Origin of the sequence: Microcoleus sp. B6-A1 (assembly GCF_036705085.1) — a bacterium.
Classification (GTDB): domain Bacteria; phylum Cyanobacteriota; class Cyanobacteriia; order Cyanobacteriales; family Microcoleaceae; genus Microcoleus.
On sequence record NZ_JAUBTU010000062.1, the window covers coordinates 21,550 to 42,638 of the forward strand.

A 21,089-nucleotide genomic window follows, 5' to 3' on the forward strand; every position below is an offset into this window, starting at 1 on the left:
GTTGAAACCCCTGTCTCATAGCGAAAGTCCTCTGAAGAGGACTGAATATGAATCAATTTCGAGGTTTATGTTTAGTCGGTTTTAACCGACTTTCGCTATGAGACGGGGGTTTCAACCCCCGGCGGAATATCGGGGAAGCGAGTGAATTGACGATGGCACTTGCCCCTGATTTCTTCATACTTCGCACCTGCAACAACAAAAACATATGTCTACTCCTTCCTTTGAATACATTTTGCCGGTAATTCGGGGAATTCAAGCGGGCCGCGAATATTACGTGTCGATGTGTCCGGTGCGTTTTTTGCCGAAATTGTTTCCCTTTGAATCTGAAGATTTGCCGCCGTCTCTGCGGGCGAAACGCGCGCTTAACAAAGCTAGGATTCCCGAAATAGCTGAGTATTTTGTTAAGAATCCTACAAATTATACTTGTGGGGCTATTGCTGCTTCGATTGATGCGGATATTACTTTTGAAGCAGTGGGAAATGAGGCAGAAGAACGGAAAATCGGTCGCTTGCGAGTGCCGATGGATGCTAAGTTTACTATTAATGACGGACAGCATCGGCGGGCGGCTTTTGAGATGGCTTTGAGGGAAAATCCGCAGTTGGGATATGAGACGGTGGCGCTGATTTTGTTTCTCGATATTGGGTTGGAAAAATCGCAGCAGATGTTTGCTGATTTGAACAATTTTCAAGTTCCTTTGGAGTCGTCGCTAAGTCTACTTTACAACCACCGGGACGATCGCGCTTTTGTGGTGAAGGCGGTTGTTAAGCAGGTTGAGGTTTTCCGGTGTTTGACTGAGATGGAGAGGGGGAGTTTGAACGGGCGATCGCACAAATTGTTTACGCTGAGTGCGATCGATCGTGCTATCATGGCTTTGCTGTCTAATATTCACGGCAGCGAACAGGCAAAACCCTCTGGTTCTCGCACCAAAAAAGAACAGAAAGAGGAAGAACTTGCTCAAAAAATACAACGGGCGGTTAGTTATTGGAATGCGGTTTGCAGTTTTATTCCAGATTGGCAATTAGTTCTGCACAAGCAAGTTGCGGCGGGGGAAATGCGCCGGGATTGCGTGCACTGTCACAGTGTTGTGCTTGAGAGTTTGGGGGAAGTTGGGGCGGCTTTGCTGTCGGTTTTTCCTGAGAGTTGGGAGGAACGTTTGAGCCTTTTGCAGCAGGTTGATTGGTCGATTTATAATCCTGATTGGGAGAATGGGATTTTGTTTAAAGGGGGGATTTCTAAGTCGAGGGCGAGTGTTAGTTGGATGACGGATTATTTGAAAAAGCGGTTGGGTTTGGAAACCGCAGATACAGCACAGCAGCGCCCAAATGCCGCCAAAAACTAGGCTACTTAAAATAGCGTCTGAATGGTTCTGCAAGAATGCCCAATATCTGGTCTAGCTGAGTAATAAAATATTCAGTCAAATCAATTTTTAACAACTGATTTTCTAGAATTAGGAATTTCCAGTTTGTACCCGTTGAAACTGCTCCATAAATTGCGGATTGTTCTTGCCCTTTGCGGGCATTAAATATTTGAGCTGCTGCCATCTGAGCCGCACACTGTCCCAGTCCTATTCTAATATCGTTGTCTTTGGCTTCGACTAATGTCAAGACTGGGGCTGTAACTAATGATTGATTGCTGGACGCACTGAGGAGAAAGTCACAAGCCCCGGTTAATCCTTTGCTCTCTTCTACGTTAAATGTGTTGCCGGAAAAATAGCCAATTTTGTTGTTAAAAGTGCGCCGTATTTCGAGTAAAATGGGGGTGATGATTAATTCCGATCGAGCTTTTTCCGTGCTGATACTTGAGGCTAAGTCTAAAGCTTCGTCTAGAGTTTCTTTGAGGCGTTCTGAAGGTGCGAGGGGGGTAATTTGGCTGAATAAGTGGGGAATGTCTTCAACGGTTAGATCCAGGGTTGAGACGGCTTGGTCGATGGTTTTGAAGTCGCTGTAGGACATATTTAGTTTGCGGGTGGGATGGATTTGAGAACCGCAGATGCACGCGGACAGTGATATAATTATCACCTGTCTAGGCTATAAAATAACTTTTTAGTCTGTTGACACTGCTTAAATTGTCTAGTTTCTGCATTATGGTTTTGCCTTGGGGCGCTTAACCCTCTGTTGACAATAGTGTAAAATTTTAGGTCGGATTGTATTTAATCATAGCGGGAGGAGAAAATGACTACAGGAGAAGAGTCCAAAAATAAGAATCTAGCATACTATCGCAATTGTTTTTCTCAGATTAAGGTAGGCAAGAATAAACAAGGAGGTAACGCTCTAAATCAGCCAATACTGCTACTGTCTGTAATTGATTTAATTACACAAGGCTTACTTAATGAGAACAATATTACTGTTTCCGATCAATTAATTAACACCTTCAAAAGATACTGGTCTGTATTGAGTTCTGACAGTTTTGAGGAGATTGATTTTGCTATTCCGTTTTTTCATTTAAAAAACAAGAAACCTAACTTTTGGCACGTTGAATTTAGCGAACAATACACGGGAGGACGCCCTCAAACCATCAACTCTTTAAGAAGAGATGTTGAAAGAGCCAAAATAGATGATGAATTATTTGATTTATTGCGAGACTATAATGCAAAAAAAGAATTAATAGATATACTGATATCTGCCTGGTTTTCGTCAAGCCAAAAACAGATAGAAGATGTTTTAACAATAAATCAGTCTCTACAAGATTCTACCTTGAATGAATTAGAGAATATTGAATCTAATGATACAGAGGCACAACCAAAGGTTTATTTACGAAAATCTTTGTTTAGAGAGGCTATTTTCCGTAAATCCGTCGTGCATTTGTATGATTACCGATGTGCTTTTTGTCGATTGAAAGTTACACGTTCGCTTAGTCAAAGTATTGTAGATGGCGCACATATCAAGCCATTCTCTGAGTTTTATGATAATAGACCAGATAATGGGCTCTCACTCTGTAAAAATCATCATTGGGCATTCGATAGAGGATGGTTTGCTGTTGACGATCGTTATCAAATTATAGTTGCTAGCGATCTACAAGAGGACTCACCATACCCTAGATTAATGAGAGAGTTTCACGGAGAACAGATTCTTTTGCCAAGTTTAGAGCAATATTATCCGAGAAAAGATGCGCTTCAGTGGCATCGCAAAAATGTGTTTACTTTACAATCAAAAGGGGTCTCTAGAAAATGAATGATTTACAACAAATGTCACTATTTCCGCCCCGCACTATTGGCGATTTAATGGCAGACATAGAAATTTTAAAAAAGGAAATTCAAGAGCTTTATTGTCAAGATGAACTCCCACTGGTAATCGGTTGGAGTGGCGGCAAAGATAGTTCCGCAGTCCTACAGCTTGTCTGGTATGCGATTGCAGAGTTGCCAATTGAGAAACGCCACAAAAAAATTCATGTTTTAACAAATGATACACTGGTAGAAAACCCTATAGTAGCTGCTGGAGTACATAATTCTCTAAAACGAATGAAAGTTGCAGCCCAAGAACAGGGAATGCCAATAGAAACTCATTTAACTTATCCAGCCGTTCAAGATACCTTTTGGGCGTGCTTAATAGGTAAAGGATACCCAGCACCTAGAAACCGATTTAGATGGTGTACGGAACGATTAAAAATACAACCAACCGGTTCTTTTATTCGTGAAATAATTAGAACTAGCGGCGAGGTAATTCTTGTTCTAGGTACTCGCAAGGCTGAAAGTGTTAAACGCGCCGCAAATATGGCTAAACATAGGGAGTGGCGGGTAAGCGAACGCCTTAATGCTAATCCCACTCGCCCTAACTCTTATATTTACCTTCCCATTGAAGACTGGCGAACAGATGAAGTGTGGCTTTACTTGATGCAGTGGGATAATCCTTGGGGAAATAACAATAAAGATTTGCTAACTATGTATCGAGGTGCGACAGCAGATAATGAATGTCCTCTAGTTGTTGATACTTCCACCCCTAGTTGTGGAAATTCTCGCTTTGGCTGCTGGGTTTGCACAATGGTAAGCCAAGATAAATCTATGGAGGCAATGATTCAAAACGATGAGGAAAAAGAATGGATGCAGCCTCTACTCGATATTCGCAACGAATTAGACATTCCAGACGATCACCCAAAAAGAGACTTCCGCCGCATTTACGGTAGAGTAGAACTGTTTGAACGCAACATGGGCGACGACACAACCTCCGTCGAACCCATCCCAGGGCCCTACACCAAATTCTGGCGAGAACACTGGCTGAGACGAGTCCTGGAAGCACAAACCCAAATCCGCAAAACCGCACCCCTAGAAATGCGCGACATCACCTTAATTACCCTAGAAGAACTTAGCGAAATCCGCCGAATTTGGCTGGAAGAAAAGCACGAATTCGACGACAGTTTACCCCGGATTTACGAAGAAGTCACGGGCGAACCTTTTGAAGATTCCCGTCCCGCCGCCGAAAGAAAACTCCTCGGTAGCGATGAATGGACTGCGATCGAAGAGATTTGCAGCGAGGACAAAATGCACCTCGAATTGATGGCAAAACTCCTTGATACAGAACGCCAATACTACACCAAGCCCCGCCGTACAGGCATTTACGCCGATTTGGACAAATGCTTTGAAACCAGTTCGCGATCGAAGGAAGAAGCGATTGGCAACGCCCACTATCAACGCAATTTAAAAAAAGCGGTGGAAGATATTAAAGCAAATCCGACGGAAAACATTCGGCAATTCAAAGATGCGATCGCCCAAACCAACAGTTCCGCCAAAAATGATACCGTTGATATTGCCAAACTTAAAGAAGAACTGGAAAGCAACAGCAATCAAAGCAGACAGCTATCTTGGGCGGATATTAAATTTTCACCGCCCAATTCAGGAGAGGAAAAACCTAGCGATTAGCACGCGCTAGCCTGCGGTTAAACCCAAACTTGTTGACAGCCACCACGCCGAGCGATCGAATACAATAGGCTGTCAACTAACCTCATTATTACCCAACCATCATCGTTGAAATTACAAAATTTTTACGACCATGCTTGACCCTAATATTCCCCATCAGGATCTTACATACAGCATCATCGGCTGTGCAATGAGAGTACACCGGAGGACACAAAAAGGTTTAAGAGAAAAACATTACCAAAGAGCATTTGATGCAGAAATGCTGAAATCCAGTATTACAACAGAAATGGAATATCCCCGACAAATTTATGACGGTCAAGTTTGGATGGGAATTCTCTATCTAGACCATTGGGTGAATGAATGTATTGTAGTAGAAGATAAAGCCGTGAATTATCCAATGACCGATAAAGATAAAGCTCAAATAATAGCTTACTTAGCAGCTACAGGAGCACAAGTAGGTTTATTTATAAACTTTGGACGCAGTAAATTAGAATATCACCGCATTCTCCCACCAAAATCCGTACAAGGTTGGCAACAACACATTCAACCATACTTGTGGCGGCCGAAAACAAATGGCAGAGGTTGGACGAGAGGAAGTGCAGGAACCTATGAAGAAACAGATGCGGAACTCCCATTACCTCCCAACATTCAGTCCCAAAACGAAGAGGAAGATTCAACCGATGTAATTGATTGGTAGCAAGGGAGGGGGGCGGTTAGCAGCGGATTTTGTAACGGATGTAACGGATGTAACGGATGATTAGTGGGAGATTACCAAATCTGCCACTAACCGCCGCCCCCACCAACAACCCATCCGCTAAATCCGATACAAAATCCGCTGCTAACCACCCCCCCACCAACCACCCATCCGCTAAATCCGCTACCAAATCCGCCGCTAACCACCCCCCCACCAACCAACAACATATACATCTACAATGCAATTCCTCGAACTCGTCCTCAAAAACTTCGGCCCCTATGCAGGCACCCAAACCATCAATCTCCGCCCCGAAAAAGACGGAAATCCCTGCCCAGTCATCCTATTTGGCGGCATGAATGGCGGCGGCAAAACCACCCTCATGGACGGCATTCGCCTCGCCCTCTACGGTGGCCGCGCCCAATGTTCCACCAGAGGCAATTTAAGCTACAGCGACTTTCTCAATCAATGCGTCAACCGCCACACTCCCCCATTAGAAGATACCCGCGTCGAACTAACATTTGAACAAGTCCAAGATGACAAATTAGCTCAATTCAAAATAGTTAGATACTGGAAAAAATTAGATATCAAAGACAACTTAAGTATTCTCATCTACAGCGAGATTGTCAGCGATTGGTGGTCGGACAAAGCAATTACTAACACCTGGGACGAATACATCGAAACCCTTTTGCCAGTCGGAATATCCAACCTATTTTTGTTTGACGGCGAACAAGTAAAAGAACTCGCCGAACTCGAAACACCGCCAGATTTTGTCGTCGGGGCAATTAAATCTCTTTTAGGTTTAGAATTAGCAGAACGCCTCGCCGTCGATTTAGAAATATTAGCCGGCCGCAAGCGGAAAGAAATTGCTGGCAAAAAAGACTTGGCTGCTTTAGAGAAAATCGAAGAAACGTTTAAGAAAATTACTGACGAAATAGACTCAGCTAAGCAAGAACAAGCCAGCTTTAAAAACGAGTTAGATAAAGCTCAAAAAAATCAGCAACAAGCATCAGAAAAGTTTATTTATGAAGGAGGAAAAATAGCCGCCGATCGCAGTCAACTAGACAGACAGCTAAACGACTACAGGAATCAGGCAGACAAAACCCGTCAAGCCATGATGGAATTGGCGTCAAATACGCTACCACTAGCCCTAATTTCGCCCTTGCTAAGTGAAGCAAAAATTCAAGCAGAAACAGAAGTCAGCCAGCAGCAAGCAAAGATTGCCCAAAATGTTATCAAACAAAGAAGCGATCGCCTTCTTAACTATATCGCGGAAATCTCATTAAATCCCCAACAGCTAGATAAAATTCAAGACTTCATCCGCCAAGAAAACCAAGAACTAGAACAGCAAGCCGGAACAGACGCCCCGCCCTGGATGAACGCCGACAACAACAGCATCCAGCAACTAGAAAACCTCCTTAGCTACCAAATCAAAGCCCAGCAAACTCTAGCCCGCGATCAAATAGAAGAAATCAAAAACATCGAATCAGAAATTGACTTCACAGACAGAGAACTCGCAGCCGCAGCTTCCCCCGAAGCCTACGAAAAACTAGAAGAAGAGGTCAGGAAAGCCCAAAAAGCAGTCGCTATCGCAGCCGCCGCCTTGGAATCAGCCAACCGCCGCGTCGATGAATTAGAGAGAGAATTAGCCAAAAACCAAAAAGAACTAGAAAACTACAGCAGCGAATACATCACCATCAGAAACAGCCAACACGTCATCGCTTCGATCGCCAAAGCCCAAGCTACCCTGAAACTCTTTAAAGAAAAACTCACCCTCAAAAAACTCAACAAACTCGAAATAGAAATTACCGACTGTTTCCGCTACCTGTTGCACAAAACCGACCTCGTGCACAGAGTTGCGATCGACACTCAAACATTTAGCCTCTCCATTTACGATCCAGAAGGCAAACCGGTACCCAAACACCGACTTTCAGCCGGGGAAAAACAATTGCTGGCGATCGCCTTTTTGTGGGGATTGGCTAGAGTATCCGGGAGACAATTGCCAGTGGCGATCGACACTCCCTTGGGCCGCCTCGACTCCTCCCACAGAAACAACCTAGTCGAACGCTATTTCCCCTCTGCCAGCCACCAAGTCATCCTGCTTTCTACCGACACGGAAATTAGAAAAGTAGAATACGAAAAACTCCAAGAATTAGAGGCGATCGCCCACAGCTACCTCCTCAAATACGACTCCGCCAAACACCAAACCACCGTCGAAAAAGGTTACTTCTGGGAATAAAAATTCGCGCTAAAAAATAGCCGCAACCCCCTTGACTTTGCTGGGGAGTTGCGGTACTATATATATCATAATGGGATGGTTGCGAAAATTTTATTTTTGCCACCATCCCATTATTAAGGATAAATCCTACTAAAATAAGAATACCAAAAAAAACCGATTTAATCAAGTCGCGCCGTGTAAAAAAATGTTAATTATTTCGGGTTATCTAGAGGCTTTGCTTCCCCAACATTAACACTGTTTACAATATACCAAAAAATCTCAAACTCATGGAACCACCAGTCGATCGCATCCGCCTCTCCCAAACAGGCAAAGACCAACTATCAAAACTGAAACGATCGACAAAAATCGATCAGTGGAATATTCTATGCAGGTGGGGATTTTGCCGATCGCTCGCCGAACCCAGCATCCCATCCCCAGTACCAATTCCCAGCGACAGCAACGTCGAATTAAGCTGGGATGTCTTCGGCGGCGACATGGCTGATATCCTGATAATGGCCCTCAAGCAGCGGTGTCACCAAGACAATTTAGGCACAGAAAAAGAAACTCTAGCGAAACAGTTTCGCCTGCACTTGCACCGAGGGATTGGTTATTTGGCCGGCGATCCGAATATTAAGAAAATTGAAGACTTGGTGGCGATCGCTCTTTCGCCTGAAAAATTAAGAAATTAACTGATTTTTGACTGTTGGCGGTTCACTCATGTTATTGGTTATATCAATTCCGGTTGGATCGGAATGATTTAACCGCAGAGTACGCAGAGAACACAGAGGAAGAGAAGAGAGAGAGGAATAATTTCGATGAATCGTGGATTTGATATTATTAGCAGACTCCAACAAGTAACAAATAACTTATTACTTCAGTAACAGGGGGAAAAAATGACCTACTGGGCCTTGGCCTTCCCCAATATCCAAAGCATATTTGAGAGCAGTAGTAACATAATTCTTAGCTAATGTCACCGCTGTAAACAAATCTTTCCCCAAAGCCAAATTAGCAGCGATCGCAGCACTCAAAGTACAACCAGTCCCGTGAGTATTCCCAGTATCAACATTCTCAGTCTTCAACACATCCAAGCGCGTACCATCAAACCAAACATCAATCCCCCGCAAATCTCCCGCCATCCCGCCGCCTTTCACCAAAACAGCTTTCGCACCCAAACGATAAATCTGCTGCGCCGCCGATCGCATATCGTCTAGAGAAACAATCTGCAAACCGCTCAAAATAGTCGCCTCAAACCGATTCGGAGTCACGACAGCAGCCATTGGAATCAAAACATCGCGCAAAAATGCGATCGCCCCGTCATCAATCAATCGATCGCCCGATCGTGAAACCATCACCGGATCGACAACCAAATTCCCTATTCCCAAAGCTTTTACCTGTGAAGCCACCGCCGCCATAATTTCCCGATTCAGCAGCATCCCAGTTTTCACAGCGTGCACCTCAATATCCCCAACCACCGCCTCAATTTGAGCCGCCACAGCCTCCGCAGACAAAGCATCAACTCGCATCACCCCCAAAGTATTTTGAGCCGTCACGCAAGTCAAAGCACTCGTACCGTGCACACAGTGAAACGCAAAAGTCCGCAAATCCGCCTGAATTCCGGCCCCACCGCCACTATCGGAACCCGCCACAGTCAAAGCCACAGGAATCCTAGATTTAATCATCTTCTTTCAACCCCAGATAAACACAAAAATTCCCCAGACACATCCCAATCATATCTGTGGCACGGGCATCCCGCCTGTGCTTCCCCGTGGCACGGGCATCCCGCCTGTGCTTCCCCGTGGCACGGGCGTCCCGCCTGTGCTTCCGAAGGGGTTAAAATTCCCAAACAAAATTAGCTATGATTAAACCAAATGTAAAGAATTATTGCAAACAACAGTGAAACTCACCCGAATCGACCTCAACTCTTGGATCTTCCACATCGCCGGCCAAACAATCCTCGTCGATCCCTGGCTAGTCGATCCCCTCGTATTTTACGGTCAACCCTGGCTGTTCACCGCCTACCACAACACCCCCGGATTCTTCACTCCCAGCAGCTTACCGCCGATCGACCTCATCCTAATTTCCCAAGGATTAGACGACCACTGTCACAGACCAACACTCGAAAAGCTCGATCGCACAATTCCCGCGATCGCCTCACCCACCGCCGCCAAAGTCCTCAGCAGTTTAGGCTACACCCATATCACATCTTTAGCAAATTGGCAAGAGTTAAATTTTAAAGAAAAGTTACAAATTACCGCCGTACCCGGAGCCGAAATCGGGCCCGGACAGGAAGAAAACGGCTACTTGCTCAAAGATTTAAGCAGCGGCGAGACACTTTATTACGAACCGCACTTACCACCCTTAGAAAAAGTCAAACAGAAAATAGACACAGTAGACGTAGCCATCGCCCCAGTCATCGGTCAAATCTTCCCATTCCTCGGACAAGTAATTATCGGCCCTGCAGAAGCCCTCAGCCTCGCCCAAACACTCAAACCTCGGTTTTTCCTGCCGACAGCGGCGGGAGACATCAGAACCACAGGCATTTTACCAATGTTAGTGCGATCGATCGGCAGCATCCCCGAATTTCGCGATTTACTAGCAAAATCGGGACTCTCCACCCAACTCCTCGAACCCGAACCAGGCCAAACCCTGGAAATTTTAGATTTTAGATTTTAGATTTTAGATTTTTTAGATTTTAGATTTTAGATGCTCGATATTTTCGATTTTTTAGATGGGAGATGGGAGATTCAATGCCAAATCCCCAATCTAAAATCCCAAAATCGCCAAATCCCAAATCGCCAAATCGCCAAATCCCCAATCTAAAATCTAAAATCTAAAATCATCTTGGCGGGCGACGGTTACGCAAAAACTCAGGAATATCCAATCCCAAATCCTGCGGCGGTTTCGCTTTCGGATCGGGCGTCTGTTGAGCAGGAGTCACCGGCACAGTTGCAGCCCGCCAAGGAGCATTAACATTTTGTGTCCGCCCCGGAGGCGGAGGCGACGCAACTTCTCCAGAAAAACCCGTAGCGATCACAGTAATCTTAATTTCGCCCTGAAGCCGCTCGTCAATCACCGCTCCAAAAATAATATTGGCATTCGGATCGACAACCTCGTAAATCGTCTCAGCCGCCGCATTCACCTCGTGCAGCGTCATGTCAGTACCGCCAGTGATGTTAAACACCACACCTCTAGCGCCCTCAATCGACGAAGCTTCCAGCAGAGGCGAAGAAATAGCCTGCATCGCAGCCTCCCTAGCCCGCGACTTGCCAGAACCCACACCGATGCCCATCAAAGCCGAACCCGCATCAGCCATTACTGCCCGCACGTCAGCAAAGTCCACATTCACTAAACCGGGAATAGTAATAATGTCAGAAATACCCTGAACCCCTTGGCGCAGGATATCGTCAGCAACTCGAAAAGCCTCTTGTACCGGCATTTGTTCCGAAATCACAGACAGCAGCTTGTCGTTAGGAATTACGATCAGCGTATCCACCCGGGTTTGCAAAGCCGCAATCCCTTCCTCAGCTTGGCTGGTGCGCCGCCGTCCCTCAAACGTAAAAGGCCGCGTTACTATGCCCACAGTCAAGGCGCCCATTTCCTTAGCCACCTCAGCCACGATCGGAGCCGCGCCCGTGCCCGTACCACCGCCCATGCCGGCCGTGATAAATACCAAATCCGCGTGATTCAGAGCATTAGCAACCTCGTCGCGAGATTCCTCCGCAGCCTTTTGACCGATCGCCGGATTGCCCCCGGCCCCCAAACCGCGCGTCAACTTCTGTCCGACTTGCAAGCGTTTCGGAGCATTTGAGAGAACCAGAGCTTGGGAATCTGTATTCACACACCAAAACTCGACACCAGAAACCTCGCTAGCAATCATCCGGTTAACGGCGTTGCCCCCACCGCCGCCGACGCCAATTACTTTGATTTTGGCAGCACTGCTGGGCATTATGTCTTTGGGATTGACCATAGGATCGATATCAATACTATCTACATTTACATAACCAGACTTGCGTCTAAAGGGATTGGCGGAATCTGCAGCCACCGGAAAATTTTTTACTTCTTCCGAAGGGGGACTGTCTTGGTCAGACCCCTGTCTATTATTAAGCTTCATTAGAGTCGGGGATGGTAGATTAGAGCTTGTTAACTAAACGCCAATTCACAATCAACTATAGGCTAAGTTGCGCGAAAAACTAACACAGATCGATGCTTAATGTTAGCAATCTCGGATTTGGCCGACCTCGCTAGCCTAGACCTCGCTTGACGCCATCAAGGTACTTGACCGGATTAAGGCAATTGTAAGCAAGGCAGAAGGAAAAAAAAATGGATACTAGGCCCAGACGCGGGGCGCTATCCAAAAACTGTGCTGATTTCAAGCTCTGCCTATCGATCCTTATGGGCAAAAATTCTGCCTATCGATCGATACCTTCTACCTTCTGTTGACAGAGGATCAATTCTGGGCGCGAGTGGGTGCGGGAGTGGAACTCTCCAAACTGGGGGGGAGTTCTGGCAAATGGACGATCGGCGAAGCAGGATTTTTCAAGTCAATGTAGGCTATTTTGCTTGAATCTAGCTGTTTTGGCAATTGTCGCATTCGGTCTAAAACCTTAAGTTGCTCCGCAGTCTTGGAACTGTACGGCCCTAAGTGTACGGTACCGATCTCTGTTTTCAAGATCAAGTTTTTCGGGTTTTGCCAATTAATCTCAAACACTTTCACCGTCAAGCCGCTGAGTCCTTGGTAAAACTGCGGCCAAGAGGCGCGATACTCTTCCAAAGGCCCGATGACTTTTAAAGTGGGCAAAGAACGCTGAGGCGGAGGTCCCGGAATGCTGCCGGGCCCGATCGAACTCTTGGGCGATCGTACAGCAGTATAACTATCCGACGGCATCCAACCTCCGCGAGCGTCCAGCCACCCCACTTTTTCCTTCTCACTGTTCGATCTCAACACCGCCGTCGGCTGCGCCACCGCCACCGGCAGGCGTTCTGCCACTTCTATAGTCAAACTCGGCGGAAACAAGTTACGAGTCACCTTCGCTTTAGCTATAGGCCCCGTTGACTCCAGCTTTTTGGCCAGGGCCTGCGGTTGAATCCCCCACAATGACTGGGGGTAAGACAGCGGCACCAAAGACCGCACCGCCTTATCCGACAGCCACTGATTGCCCTCCACCTTCACTTGTTCCGATCGGGCAATCAACCAAGCCGGCTGAGCAATCCACCACAGCAAACCTCCGGCGATCGCGCTCGCTGCCAGCATTTGCCACACAACAGCCGCCAATCGAGCGCGACGGAGCTGCCGCAACTTTTGGCGTCTGCGCCCTAACTCTGTTTGAGAAACCGCTCCAAAACTAGCCATCTACCTCTTGACAATATAGTAATTAAGCATTAGCACAAATTCAAAACTGTTTAATCTCTCTCTTGAACCCTGTTTTCCCCTACCATTTAACCAGATCCCCGCAAATTTACCCAGACTCCGGCGAATATCAGTAATATCACGGATACCGCTAAGTAATAAAAAATTATTAATTAAAAACTCCCAATTCCAGCGCCGGGAAAACCCCTTACCAGATAAAGGTTCTTTGGGTATTTAGGGCATTACCCCACAGTGCAAAAGGTTACAAATCAAACTAAACTCAAGTAAAGAAAGTTTAGACTTTCGATTAACTTTTTTAACTTTTATTCGGCTTCAATTGTGATCGCACTCGAATTAGACAGATTCTATAAAGCCTGCAACCCCAGCAAGACCCTTGTTGCGGGAGACCCAGGGGATTATCAATACTACATTGATTTTGGTTCCGTGCGTGGCGGCAAAATCATTGAATCTTTACAGCGAACCATTACCCGCATTTCCCCCAACGAGCCAACCTGTCAGCTATTTACAGGACATATCGGGTGTGGCAAATCTACGGAATTGTTTCGACTAAAAGCTGAGTTAGAGCAAGAGGGTTTTTGCGTCGTCTACTTTGAGTCTTCCCAAGACTTAGACATGGGGGATGTAGATATCAGCGATATTTTGCTGAGCATTGCGCGCCAAGTCAGCGAAACTATGGAATCGGCTAAAATCAAACTCAGACCGAGCTATTTTACAAATCTGTTTGCAGAAGTGGCAGAATTTTTGCAGACTCCCATAGATTTGTCAGCGGAAGCCGAGTTATCTGTAGGCATTGCTAGAGTGACTGCTAAAACTAAAGACTCTCCCAAACTGCGATCGCAACTCAGGCAATATCTCGAACCCCGCACCAACAGCATCTTGCAGTCGATCAACGAAGAACTCCTCAACAAAGCTAACGCCGAACTCAAGCAGCAAGGCAAAAAAGGGCTCGCAGTCATCGTTGACAACCTCGATCGCCTCGACGCCTCCCTCAAACCCAGCGGACGCACCCAGCCAGAATATCTGTTTTTAGACCGAGGCGAACAGTTGAAAAAACTTAATTGCCATGTTGTCTACACGATTCCCCTGACTTTGATTTTTTCCAACGACTTCGGCCGCCTCGCCAGTCGATTTGGAGTCAAGCCCAAGGTGATGCCGATGGTACCAGTACAAGTGCGATCGGGCGAAGACCACCTCGAAGGAATGGCACTGCTGCGGCAGTTAGTATTAGCTAGAGCTTTCCCCGCAGTTGCTCCCCATCAACGCATTGATTTGATTTCCCAGGTGTTTGACTCTCCCGAAACTTTAGATCGGCTTTGTCGGATTAGTGGCGGTCACGTTCGCAATCTACTGATGCTTTTGTATAGCTGTTTGCAGCACGAAGACCCTCCCTTCTCTCGCGAATGCCTCGAAAGCGTCATTCAAGAATATCGCGATGACCTTTTGGGAGCCATCAATGACCTGGAATGGGAATTGCTGTTTCAAGTCGTCAACCGACAAAGTGTAACCGGCGAAGAAGAGTCTCAAATCTTGTTGCGAAGTATGTTTGTCTTTGAATACCGCGATCAAGAAGGTCGTTGGTTTGGGATTAATCCAGCCCTAGCAGAAACCAGAAAATATAAGGAGTGGCTGCAGCGCAGTGAGCCAAAATAGTTGAGATTTTTGAGATGGCTTGGCGACTCTAAGAACCCTTAACCACGAGAGACTTAGAAAGTATTTAACTGAAAATTCATCGCTCACAACTCCGAAATTTTACCATCCAATACAGAAATCAGTCAGCGGTTTTTGCCCCTGGCTGATTTCTGTTGAAGGCTGGGTATAGGCGGTGAATTTTGTTGTCGTGTAAAACTTGGCCGCCACTAAGGACTTTGCCCACTCTCAACTCTCATATCTGCACTGTCAGACCCCCTATGTCTGTTTTTACCTGTTGCTCTTAATTTCAGATAATCCCATCCCGGAGAACATTTTATTTTGCTGTTGTTCTAAATGCCTGCTACAGATATATCTGAGTTGTTTACTAATAGCTAGTCGTCGGTATGAGCATAAACTTAGGGGTTGGCTATTTATCATCTGTAGTCCTTTATATATAGCTGAATAAAAAAATCTAAGATAACCTTAAATTTTTATTGGGAAGTCTAGCATTCTCTGAGATTGAGAGGTATGATATCTTTACATTGACTCTAATAACTATGTAAGTATTGATAGGACAAGTACGGAAAACTACGTATTTATACAGAGATAAGGCGTCAGACAGAGACGGCGATGTCTAAGTAGATACGCTTTCAGTCACGATTGGCGAGCGTTAGGTAATAGATTTATGCAAAAGAGGTGCACGCATGACCGATCTAATTAAGGTACAAGAAACTGCCAACTACAACGAGCGCTCGCTCAAAACTCTGGTCAGGTCCATCACAATGTCTCAACACCAATTCTCGCTAATTTTGGTGCGCTGCAACTACGAGCAGTTGCGGCAACAAATAGCGCAGCGGCTGCGAGAAGTGTCCCCAGTTCCAATTCAAGATATCGTCCTGCCACCTTCAGTTAAAACCCTCTACACGACCCTGCAGGCAAGCACTTTTCACGAGGGGTACTCGCCTGTCGGTGCCGCCTCGGCTTTGATGGTATTCGGTTTAGAAACAGTAGTAGCGATCGACGAACTGATGGCTTCTACCAATCAAGTGCGAGACGAATTTCGCAAAAATTTTTCCTGCCCAGTGATTTTGTGGGTAACAGATGACATCGTAACCAAAATGATTCGTCTGGCCCCGGATTTCAAAAGTTGGGCCGCCGCCACAATTAAATTTGAAATGGGCGTTGACGAATTAATTAATTTCCTCGCTAGGCGGGCCGATACTATATTTAAAATAGGCGAACTCAATCAAGAACTCGCCAGTAGCAACGTCAGCACCATCGCTAATTGTGAGACCTGCGAAACCCAGTGCGAAAAACGCGGCCTGGAGCGCGAAATCAGCCCTGGAGAACGCTTTCTAACTTTTAACTCAGGGCCCCAAAACCGAGGACAATCAGATGTCCACTCGTATTCGCCCTTGAGTCCTGGCAATACCTTCGATTTGGCGATCGGCTCTTTGCCACGCCGAGAACTAGAATTAGCTTTAAGAGATTTACAAAATCGCGGTCAAGAATTAGAACCCGCCCTCAAAGCCAGCCTGCAATTCGTTCTCGGTCGAGATTACTATGTCAGCGACCAAACCGAAACCGCCTTAATTCACTACCAAGAAAGTTTAGTATTTTGGCAGCATCAAACTGGCAATTGGGAACTCGCAAACTGGGAAAATTCCGAAAACCGAGAAACCCTCTCCTGCTCATTGTCGAATCCTGTCCCCAAAGTTTTATTTTTAGAGAGAGAAGGCATAGTGCTGTTTCACATAGCCCTGTGTCACCGCTTGCAAGCAGCCAGAAACCCCGTAGCCAACCGCCAGCACTGGGAACAAGCTTGGATTAGCCTGGAACAATCTAGAAACGCTTTCTCCCTGGCCTCACGCCCGGAATTGGTAGCTGAGGTGACAGCACACCTCGGAGAAGTGCTGCAGCGCCTGAAAGCTTGGGGAGAGTTGCAAGCATTAGCTGAAAATTCTTTGCAGTTGCACTTCACTTACGGTACTCCCAGCCAACTAGCTCAAGATTACGGCTTTTTGGCTGAAGTTGCCCTGCAAGAGTCGAGGTGGAGTCAAGCCCGCCAGCTAGCAGAGTTGGCTTTGGCAATTTTGGATCAAACGCCTCATGATTTGAGATTGCTGATTGAAGATTTGAGATTGGGGTTTGAGGGAAATTATCCAGAATTTCTGGGCCCTAACGAGTTAAGTAACGAACCCAAATCTAAAATCCAACATCCTAAATCCGACAGGAGTTCGTATCTTTTACTTTTAGCCCGAAGTTTGCGGCAGCTAGGCCAGTGGGAAGCGGCGGTTCATTCTTTGGAGTTGGCTCAATCTCAAAGCGAGCCGAAGTACGACCCCCGACTTTACATCGATATTTTGACGGAATTGCAAGCGGTTTATTTCGAGCAGGGAGAGTATCTTAAAGCATTTCGGATTAAAAAAACCCAGCGTTCGATCGAATATCAATACGGATTTAGAGCTTTTATTGGAGCCAGCCAATTGCAGCAGCAGCGCCAAGCAGTCAATCCTTCAGGCCCCTCAGCTCAAAACCAAGCTGCCATCGCAGCCTCCATGACAGCTTACTCCCGCCAAACAGATATCAATAGCTTGCTAGAAAGAATTAGCAGGGACGACCATAAATTAACTATTATTCACGGGCCCAGCGGAGTCGGGAAAAGTTCTCTAGTCAATGCCGGCTTAGTACCAGCTTTGAAAAATATTACTCCGGGCGCGCGCGATACATTGCCCGTAGTAGTCAAAGTTTACACCGACTGGCTGGTGGAGTTAGAAAATGCTTTGAACAGCGCACTGTACGACAAACAAGCCGAAGAGGAAAGTAAATTCATCTCCACAGGACTACAGGAAATCCACAAAAGAAGTTGCTCGGTTATTCCGGCTCGCAGCTCGGAAGTCTCTTCTTTTATTATAGAGCAGTTGCGCGAAAATGCCACAAATAATTTGTTGACTGTGCTGATTTTCGATCAATTTGAAGAGTTTTTCTTTGTTTCGACTTCAGTGGCACAAAGACAACTTTTTTATAATTTTTTGCGTTTGTTTTTGAACTTGCCTTATGTCAAGATAATTCTGTGCTTGCGCGAAGATTATTTGCACTACTTACTAGATTGCGATCGCTTCCCAAATCTTGACGCTATTAACAATAATATTCTCGACAAAAGTATCCGCTACCAACTGCGGAGTTTTTCTATCAAAGACGCGCGGGCTGTCATCGGACACTTAACAGAACGGGCGGAATTTTATTTAGAGCCGGCACTGATCGATGCCTTCGTAGAAGATTTAGCAGACGAACTGCAAGAAGTCCGACCAATCGAATTGCAGGTAGTAGGAGCGCAACTGCAAGAAGAAGGTATTACCAGTCTAGCACAATACCAGCAATTGGGGGACAATCCCAAAGCGGAATTAGTGAAACGCTCGCTCGAAAGAGTCATCTCTGACTGCGGGCCCGTTAACGAAGACGCAGCTTGGAAAATCTTGTTTTCCCTGACAGATGAAAGAGGCGTTAGACTGATAAAAACCAAACACGAACTCTCGTTAGTTACAGGCTCGCAGCCAGCCGATGCCCGCGAAACCGAATTATCGGCGATCGGCAAAAACAGAATTTCCCTACCGCGACAGTTCGCTGCATACCCTGAAAACCGACAAAAGAAAACCGACAACCTCGACTTAATTTTAGACATTTTAGTTGGTCACGGTTTGCTATTTCTGCTACGGGAAGCGCCCGAAGACCGCTATCAATTGGTACACGACTATTTAGTGCGACCAATCCGCCAAAGATTCGGCTTAGAAGCCCGACTGCATAAAGCAGAAGCAGATAAAAAAATGAGTCAAGCACAGCTCTACCGAGCCAATACTTTTCTCAAACAACTGCTGGGATTAGCAGTGATCGGCGTCATGCTGCTCACCAGTTCCACCATCGCCGCCGTAAATTTTTGGTGGCGGGCTGTGGGTCAAAAACAGCTAGCTGTCGCTCAAACTCAGCGAGCCGAAATCAGTACCCTGACAGCCGCTTCTGAAGCACTTTATTTCTCAAACAACAAATTTGACGCCATGATGGAAAGTTTGAGAGCTGGTAAAAAGTGGAAACAGATCGAACACTCCCAACAAATGTCTACTCTCAAAGACACCGAAATTCTGATTTCTGCCGCCCTCCAGCAGGCAGTTTATGGAGTCAAAGAACGCAACCGCTTGGAAGGACATGGCGATGTAGTTTGGGGTCTTAGCTTCAGCCCAGACGGCGAAACAATAGCTTCTTCCAGTGTAGATAAAACCGTCAAACTTTGGCGGCGCGACGGGAGTTTGCTGGCAACTTTCAAAGGCCACACTAACAGCGTCTCCTCTGTCGCGTTCAGTCCCGAAAACAAAACCATAGCCTCGGCAAGTTTAGATAAAACTGTCAAAATTTGGCAAACAGACGGCAGTTTGCTGGCCACTTTCAACGGGCATACTAATAGCGTTACCAGCGTTGCTTTTAGCCCTGATGGTCAAACGATCGCCAGTGGCTCTACAGACAAAACTATCAAACTTTGGAAAACCGATGGCACGCTGCTGCGAACGATCGAACAATTTGCTCCCGTAAATTGGCTAAGCTTCAGCCGCGACGGCAAAATAATCGCTGTGGCGAGCGATGACGGTACTGTGAAACTGTGGAGTTCCGACGGTAAGTTAATCGCTAATTTGTGGCACAGCGAAAACAGACAACCCTCGAAAATTTACACCGTCAGTTTCTCCCCCGATGGTGAAACGATCGCCAGTGCGGGTGAAGATAAAACGGTGAAAATCTGGAGCCTAGCTGCACTCAAACACCCAGCAACAGAAAATTCAACACAAGCAAAAAAAGGTGAACTGCTAACAACTTTGCGGGGACACAGCAAGTGGGTATTTGGTGTCAGTTTCTCCCCCGACGGTCAAACACTTGCTTCGGGAAGTGCAGACGGGACTGTCAAACTCTGGAGTCTGGCTGGTGTTGGCGACAAACGCCCAACCGATGCTAGCAACATTAAACCAGAGAGTCGCTTACTGAGAACTTTTGAGGGACACGCCGATCGAGTTACTCAGGTGAGTTTTAGCCCCGAAGGCAAAACCTTGGCTTCGGCAAGTTTTGACAAAACTATCAGGCTGTGGCGACTCGATGACGTGCCGCTCAAAACCCTCGACGGACACCAAAACCGGGTGCAAGGCGTGAGTTTTAGCCCCGACGGCCAAAGGCTGGCTTCTGCTTCTACGGACAACACTATCAAACTCTGGAGCCGCACGGGGGTTTTGCTGGAAACCTTGGAAGGACACACTCAGAGAGTCGCCAGCGTCAGTTTCAGCCCCGACGGCCAGCTACTTGCTTCTGGGAGTTACGACAAAACGGTGAAAGTCTGGAGTTTGACAGAAGATGGCATGAATAATATTCTCCCTTGTCCTTCGGCTCCGCTATTCCCGTGTTCGCCTTCTGTGCTGTTCACTCTCGACGGCCACGCCGACAGCGTGATGAGCGTGAGTTTTAGCCCCGACGGCGAGGTTCTGGCTTCCGCGAGCAAGGATAAGACTGTGAAACTCTGGACTAGAAACGGCAGGTTGATTAAGACTTTGACGGGACACACAGGCTGGGTGACTGGGGTGACTTTCAGTCCCGACGGCTCGATGCTGGCTTCTGCAAGCGATGATGGTACTCTCAAACTCTGGAATCGGGACGGTCGTTTGCTGAGAACTTTTGAAGGAGCTCACAACAGTTTTGTGTTGGGGGTTGCTTTTAGCCCTGATGGCAAAATGCTGGCTTCGGCTGGTTACGACAATTCGGTGAAGTTGTGGAAGGTAGATGGGACTTTGGTGGCGACGCTACTGAAGGGTTCTAGCGACAGCGTGACTAGCGTTGCTTTTAGCCCGGATGGTTTGTTGGTTGCTTCGGGTAGTTACGATCATAAGGTGAAACTGTGGAGTCGCAGCGGGACTTTGCTGAAAACTTTGACGGGTCACAAGGATAGCGTGATGAGTGTGAGTTTTAGCCCGGATGGGAAGGTTCTGGCTTCTGCGGGCCGGGATAATCGGGTGATTTTGTGGAATTTGGATCTTGACGATTTGCTGGTGAGGGGCTGTGACTGGGTGGGAGATTATCTCAGAACTAATCCTAATGTGAGCGATCGCGATCGGCGTCTCTGCGACGGGGTGGTGGCAAAACCAAATCAATTTTAGATTTTAGATTTTCGATTTTTGATTGGGGGATTCAGTCGATTTTAGATTTTAGATTTTAGATTTTCGATTGGGGGATTCAGTGCATTTTAGATTTTACTCACCCCCTTGATGAGCTCGATCACTAATTTCTCCCCCCTTCCCCCTCCCCCCCT

14 protein-coding genes are annotated in these 21,089 nt (G+C 46.6%); 9 read left to right on the forward strand and 5 right to left on the reverse strand.

What is annotated here, in order from left to right; all coding sequences use genetic code 11:
• The first annotated feature begins 205 nt into the window (after positions 1–205).
• A complete protein-coding gene (gene dndB / locus QUB11_RS21285; protein ID WP_333391647.1) occupies positions 206–1,339 on the forward strand; it encodes a DNA sulfur modification protein DndB in 1,134 nt (377 codons plus the stop codon).
• A 1-nt stretch (position 1,340) separates the two neighbouring features.
• Here the strand turns inward: dndB and QUB11_RS21290 are convergent, their stop codons facing one another.
• The gene (locus QUB11_RS21290; RefSeq protein WP_333232626.1) at positions 1,341–1,952 is read right to left on the reverse strand and encodes a hypothetical protein; all 612 of its coding nucleotides are present in this window, start codon (positions 1,950–1,952) and stop codon (positions 1,341–1,343) included.
• Between the two features lie 219 nt (positions 1,953–2,171).
• On the opposite strand from QUB11_RS21290, the gene QUB11_RS21295 reads away from it, so the two are divergent.
• The 3 genes from QUB11_RS21295 to QUB11_RS21305 all read left to right on the forward strand — a co-directional run bounded on the left by QUB11_RS21295 (position 2,172) and on the right by QUB11_RS21305 (position 5,546).
• A complete protein-coding gene (locus QUB11_RS21295) occupies positions 2,172–3,170 on the forward strand; it encodes an HNH endonuclease (protein ID WP_333232628.1) in 999 nt (332 codons plus the stop codon).
• Positions 3,167–4,852, forward strand: a complete 1,686-nt coding sequence (dndC, locus tag QUB11_RS21300) for a DNA phosphorothioation system sulfurtransferase DndC (RefSeq protein ID WP_333391649.1) — start codon at positions 3,167–3,169, stop codon at positions 4,850–4,852. Before QUB11_RS21295 ends, dndC begins: the two co-directional genes overlap by 4 nt.
• A gap of 130 nt (positions 4,853–4,982) precedes the next feature.
• Positions 4,983–5,546, forward strand: coding sequence for a GxxExxY protein (locus QUB11_RS21305; protein WP_333391651.1), 564 nt, complete (start codon positions 4,983–4,985; stop codon positions 5,544–5,546).
• A 16-nt stretch (positions 5,547–5,562) separates the two neighbouring features.
• Here QUB11_RS21305 and QUB11_RS21310 read toward each other — a convergent pair whose 3' ends face one another.
• Positions 5,563–5,760, reverse strand: coding sequence for a hypothetical protein (locus QUB11_RS21310; protein WP_333391653.1), 198 nt, complete (start codon positions 5,758–5,760; stop codon positions 5,563–5,565).
• A 21-nt stretch (positions 5,761–5,781) separates the two neighbouring features.
• Between QUB11_RS21310 and dndD the strand changes: the two genes are divergently transcribed.
• Both dndD and dndE read left to right on the forward strand, forming a co-directional pair.
• Positions 5,782–7,779, forward strand: coding sequence for a DNA sulfur modification protein DndD (gene dndD, locus QUB11_RS21315; RefSeq protein WP_333391655.1), 1,998 nt, complete (start codon positions 5,782–5,784; stop codon positions 7,777–7,779).
• Between the two features lie 266 nt (positions 7,780–8,045).
• Positions 8,046–8,447, forward strand: a complete 402-nt coding sequence (gene dndE / locus QUB11_RS21320) for a DNA sulfur modification protein DndE (RefSeq protein ID WP_015179042.1) — start codon at positions 8,046–8,048, stop codon at positions 8,445–8,447.
• A 180-nt stretch (positions 8,448–8,627) separates the two neighbouring features.
• On the opposite strand, the gene thiD is transcribed toward dndE, so the two are convergent.
• Complete coding sequence (gene thiD / locus QUB11_RS21325; RefSeq protein ID WP_333391657.1) at positions 8,628–9,437, reverse strand: bifunctional hydroxymethylpyrimidine kinase/phosphomethylpyrimidine kinase; 810 nt, start codon at positions 9,435–9,437, stop codon at positions 8,628–8,630.
• A gap of 214 nt (positions 9,438–9,651) precedes the next feature.
• Here thiD and QUB11_RS21330 point away from each other — a divergent pair, with 214 nt between their 5' ends.
• Entirely contained in the window at positions 9,652–10,431 is a 780-nt protein-coding gene (locus QUB11_RS21330) for an MBL fold metallo-hydrolase (RefSeq protein WP_333391658.1), read from the forward strand.
• A gap of 163 nt (positions 10,432–10,594) precedes the next feature.
• On the opposite strand, the gene ftsZ is transcribed toward QUB11_RS21330, so the two are convergent.
• Positions 10,595–11,869 (reverse strand): cell division protein FtsZ, encoded by a 1,275-nt coding sequence (gene ftsZ, locus QUB11_RS21335; protein ID WP_333056121.1) that lies wholly within the window; start codon positions 11,867–11,869, stop codon positions 10,595–10,597.
• A gap of 336 nt (positions 11,870–12,205) precedes the next feature.
• A complete protein-coding gene (locus QUB11_RS21340; protein WP_333206028.1) occupies positions 12,206–13,108 on the reverse strand; it encodes an FtsQ-type POTRA domain-containing protein in 903 nt (300 codons plus the stop codon).
• Between the two features lie 336 nt (positions 13,109–13,444).
• On the opposite strand from QUB11_RS21340, the gene QUB11_RS21345 reads away from it, so the two are divergent.
• Positions 13,445–14,776, forward strand: a complete 1,332-nt coding sequence (locus QUB11_RS21345; RefSeq protein WP_333206029.1) for a P-loop NTPase fold protein — start codon at positions 13,445–13,447, stop codon at positions 14,774–14,776.
• Between the two features lie 683 nt (positions 14,777–15,459).
• Positions 15,460–20,937, forward strand: coding sequence for a WD40 domain-containing protein (locus QUB11_RS21350; RefSeq protein ID WP_333206030.1), 5,478 nt, complete (start codon positions 15,460–15,462; stop codon positions 20,935–20,937).
• The last annotated feature ends 152 nt before the right edge of the window (positions 20,938–21,089 follow it).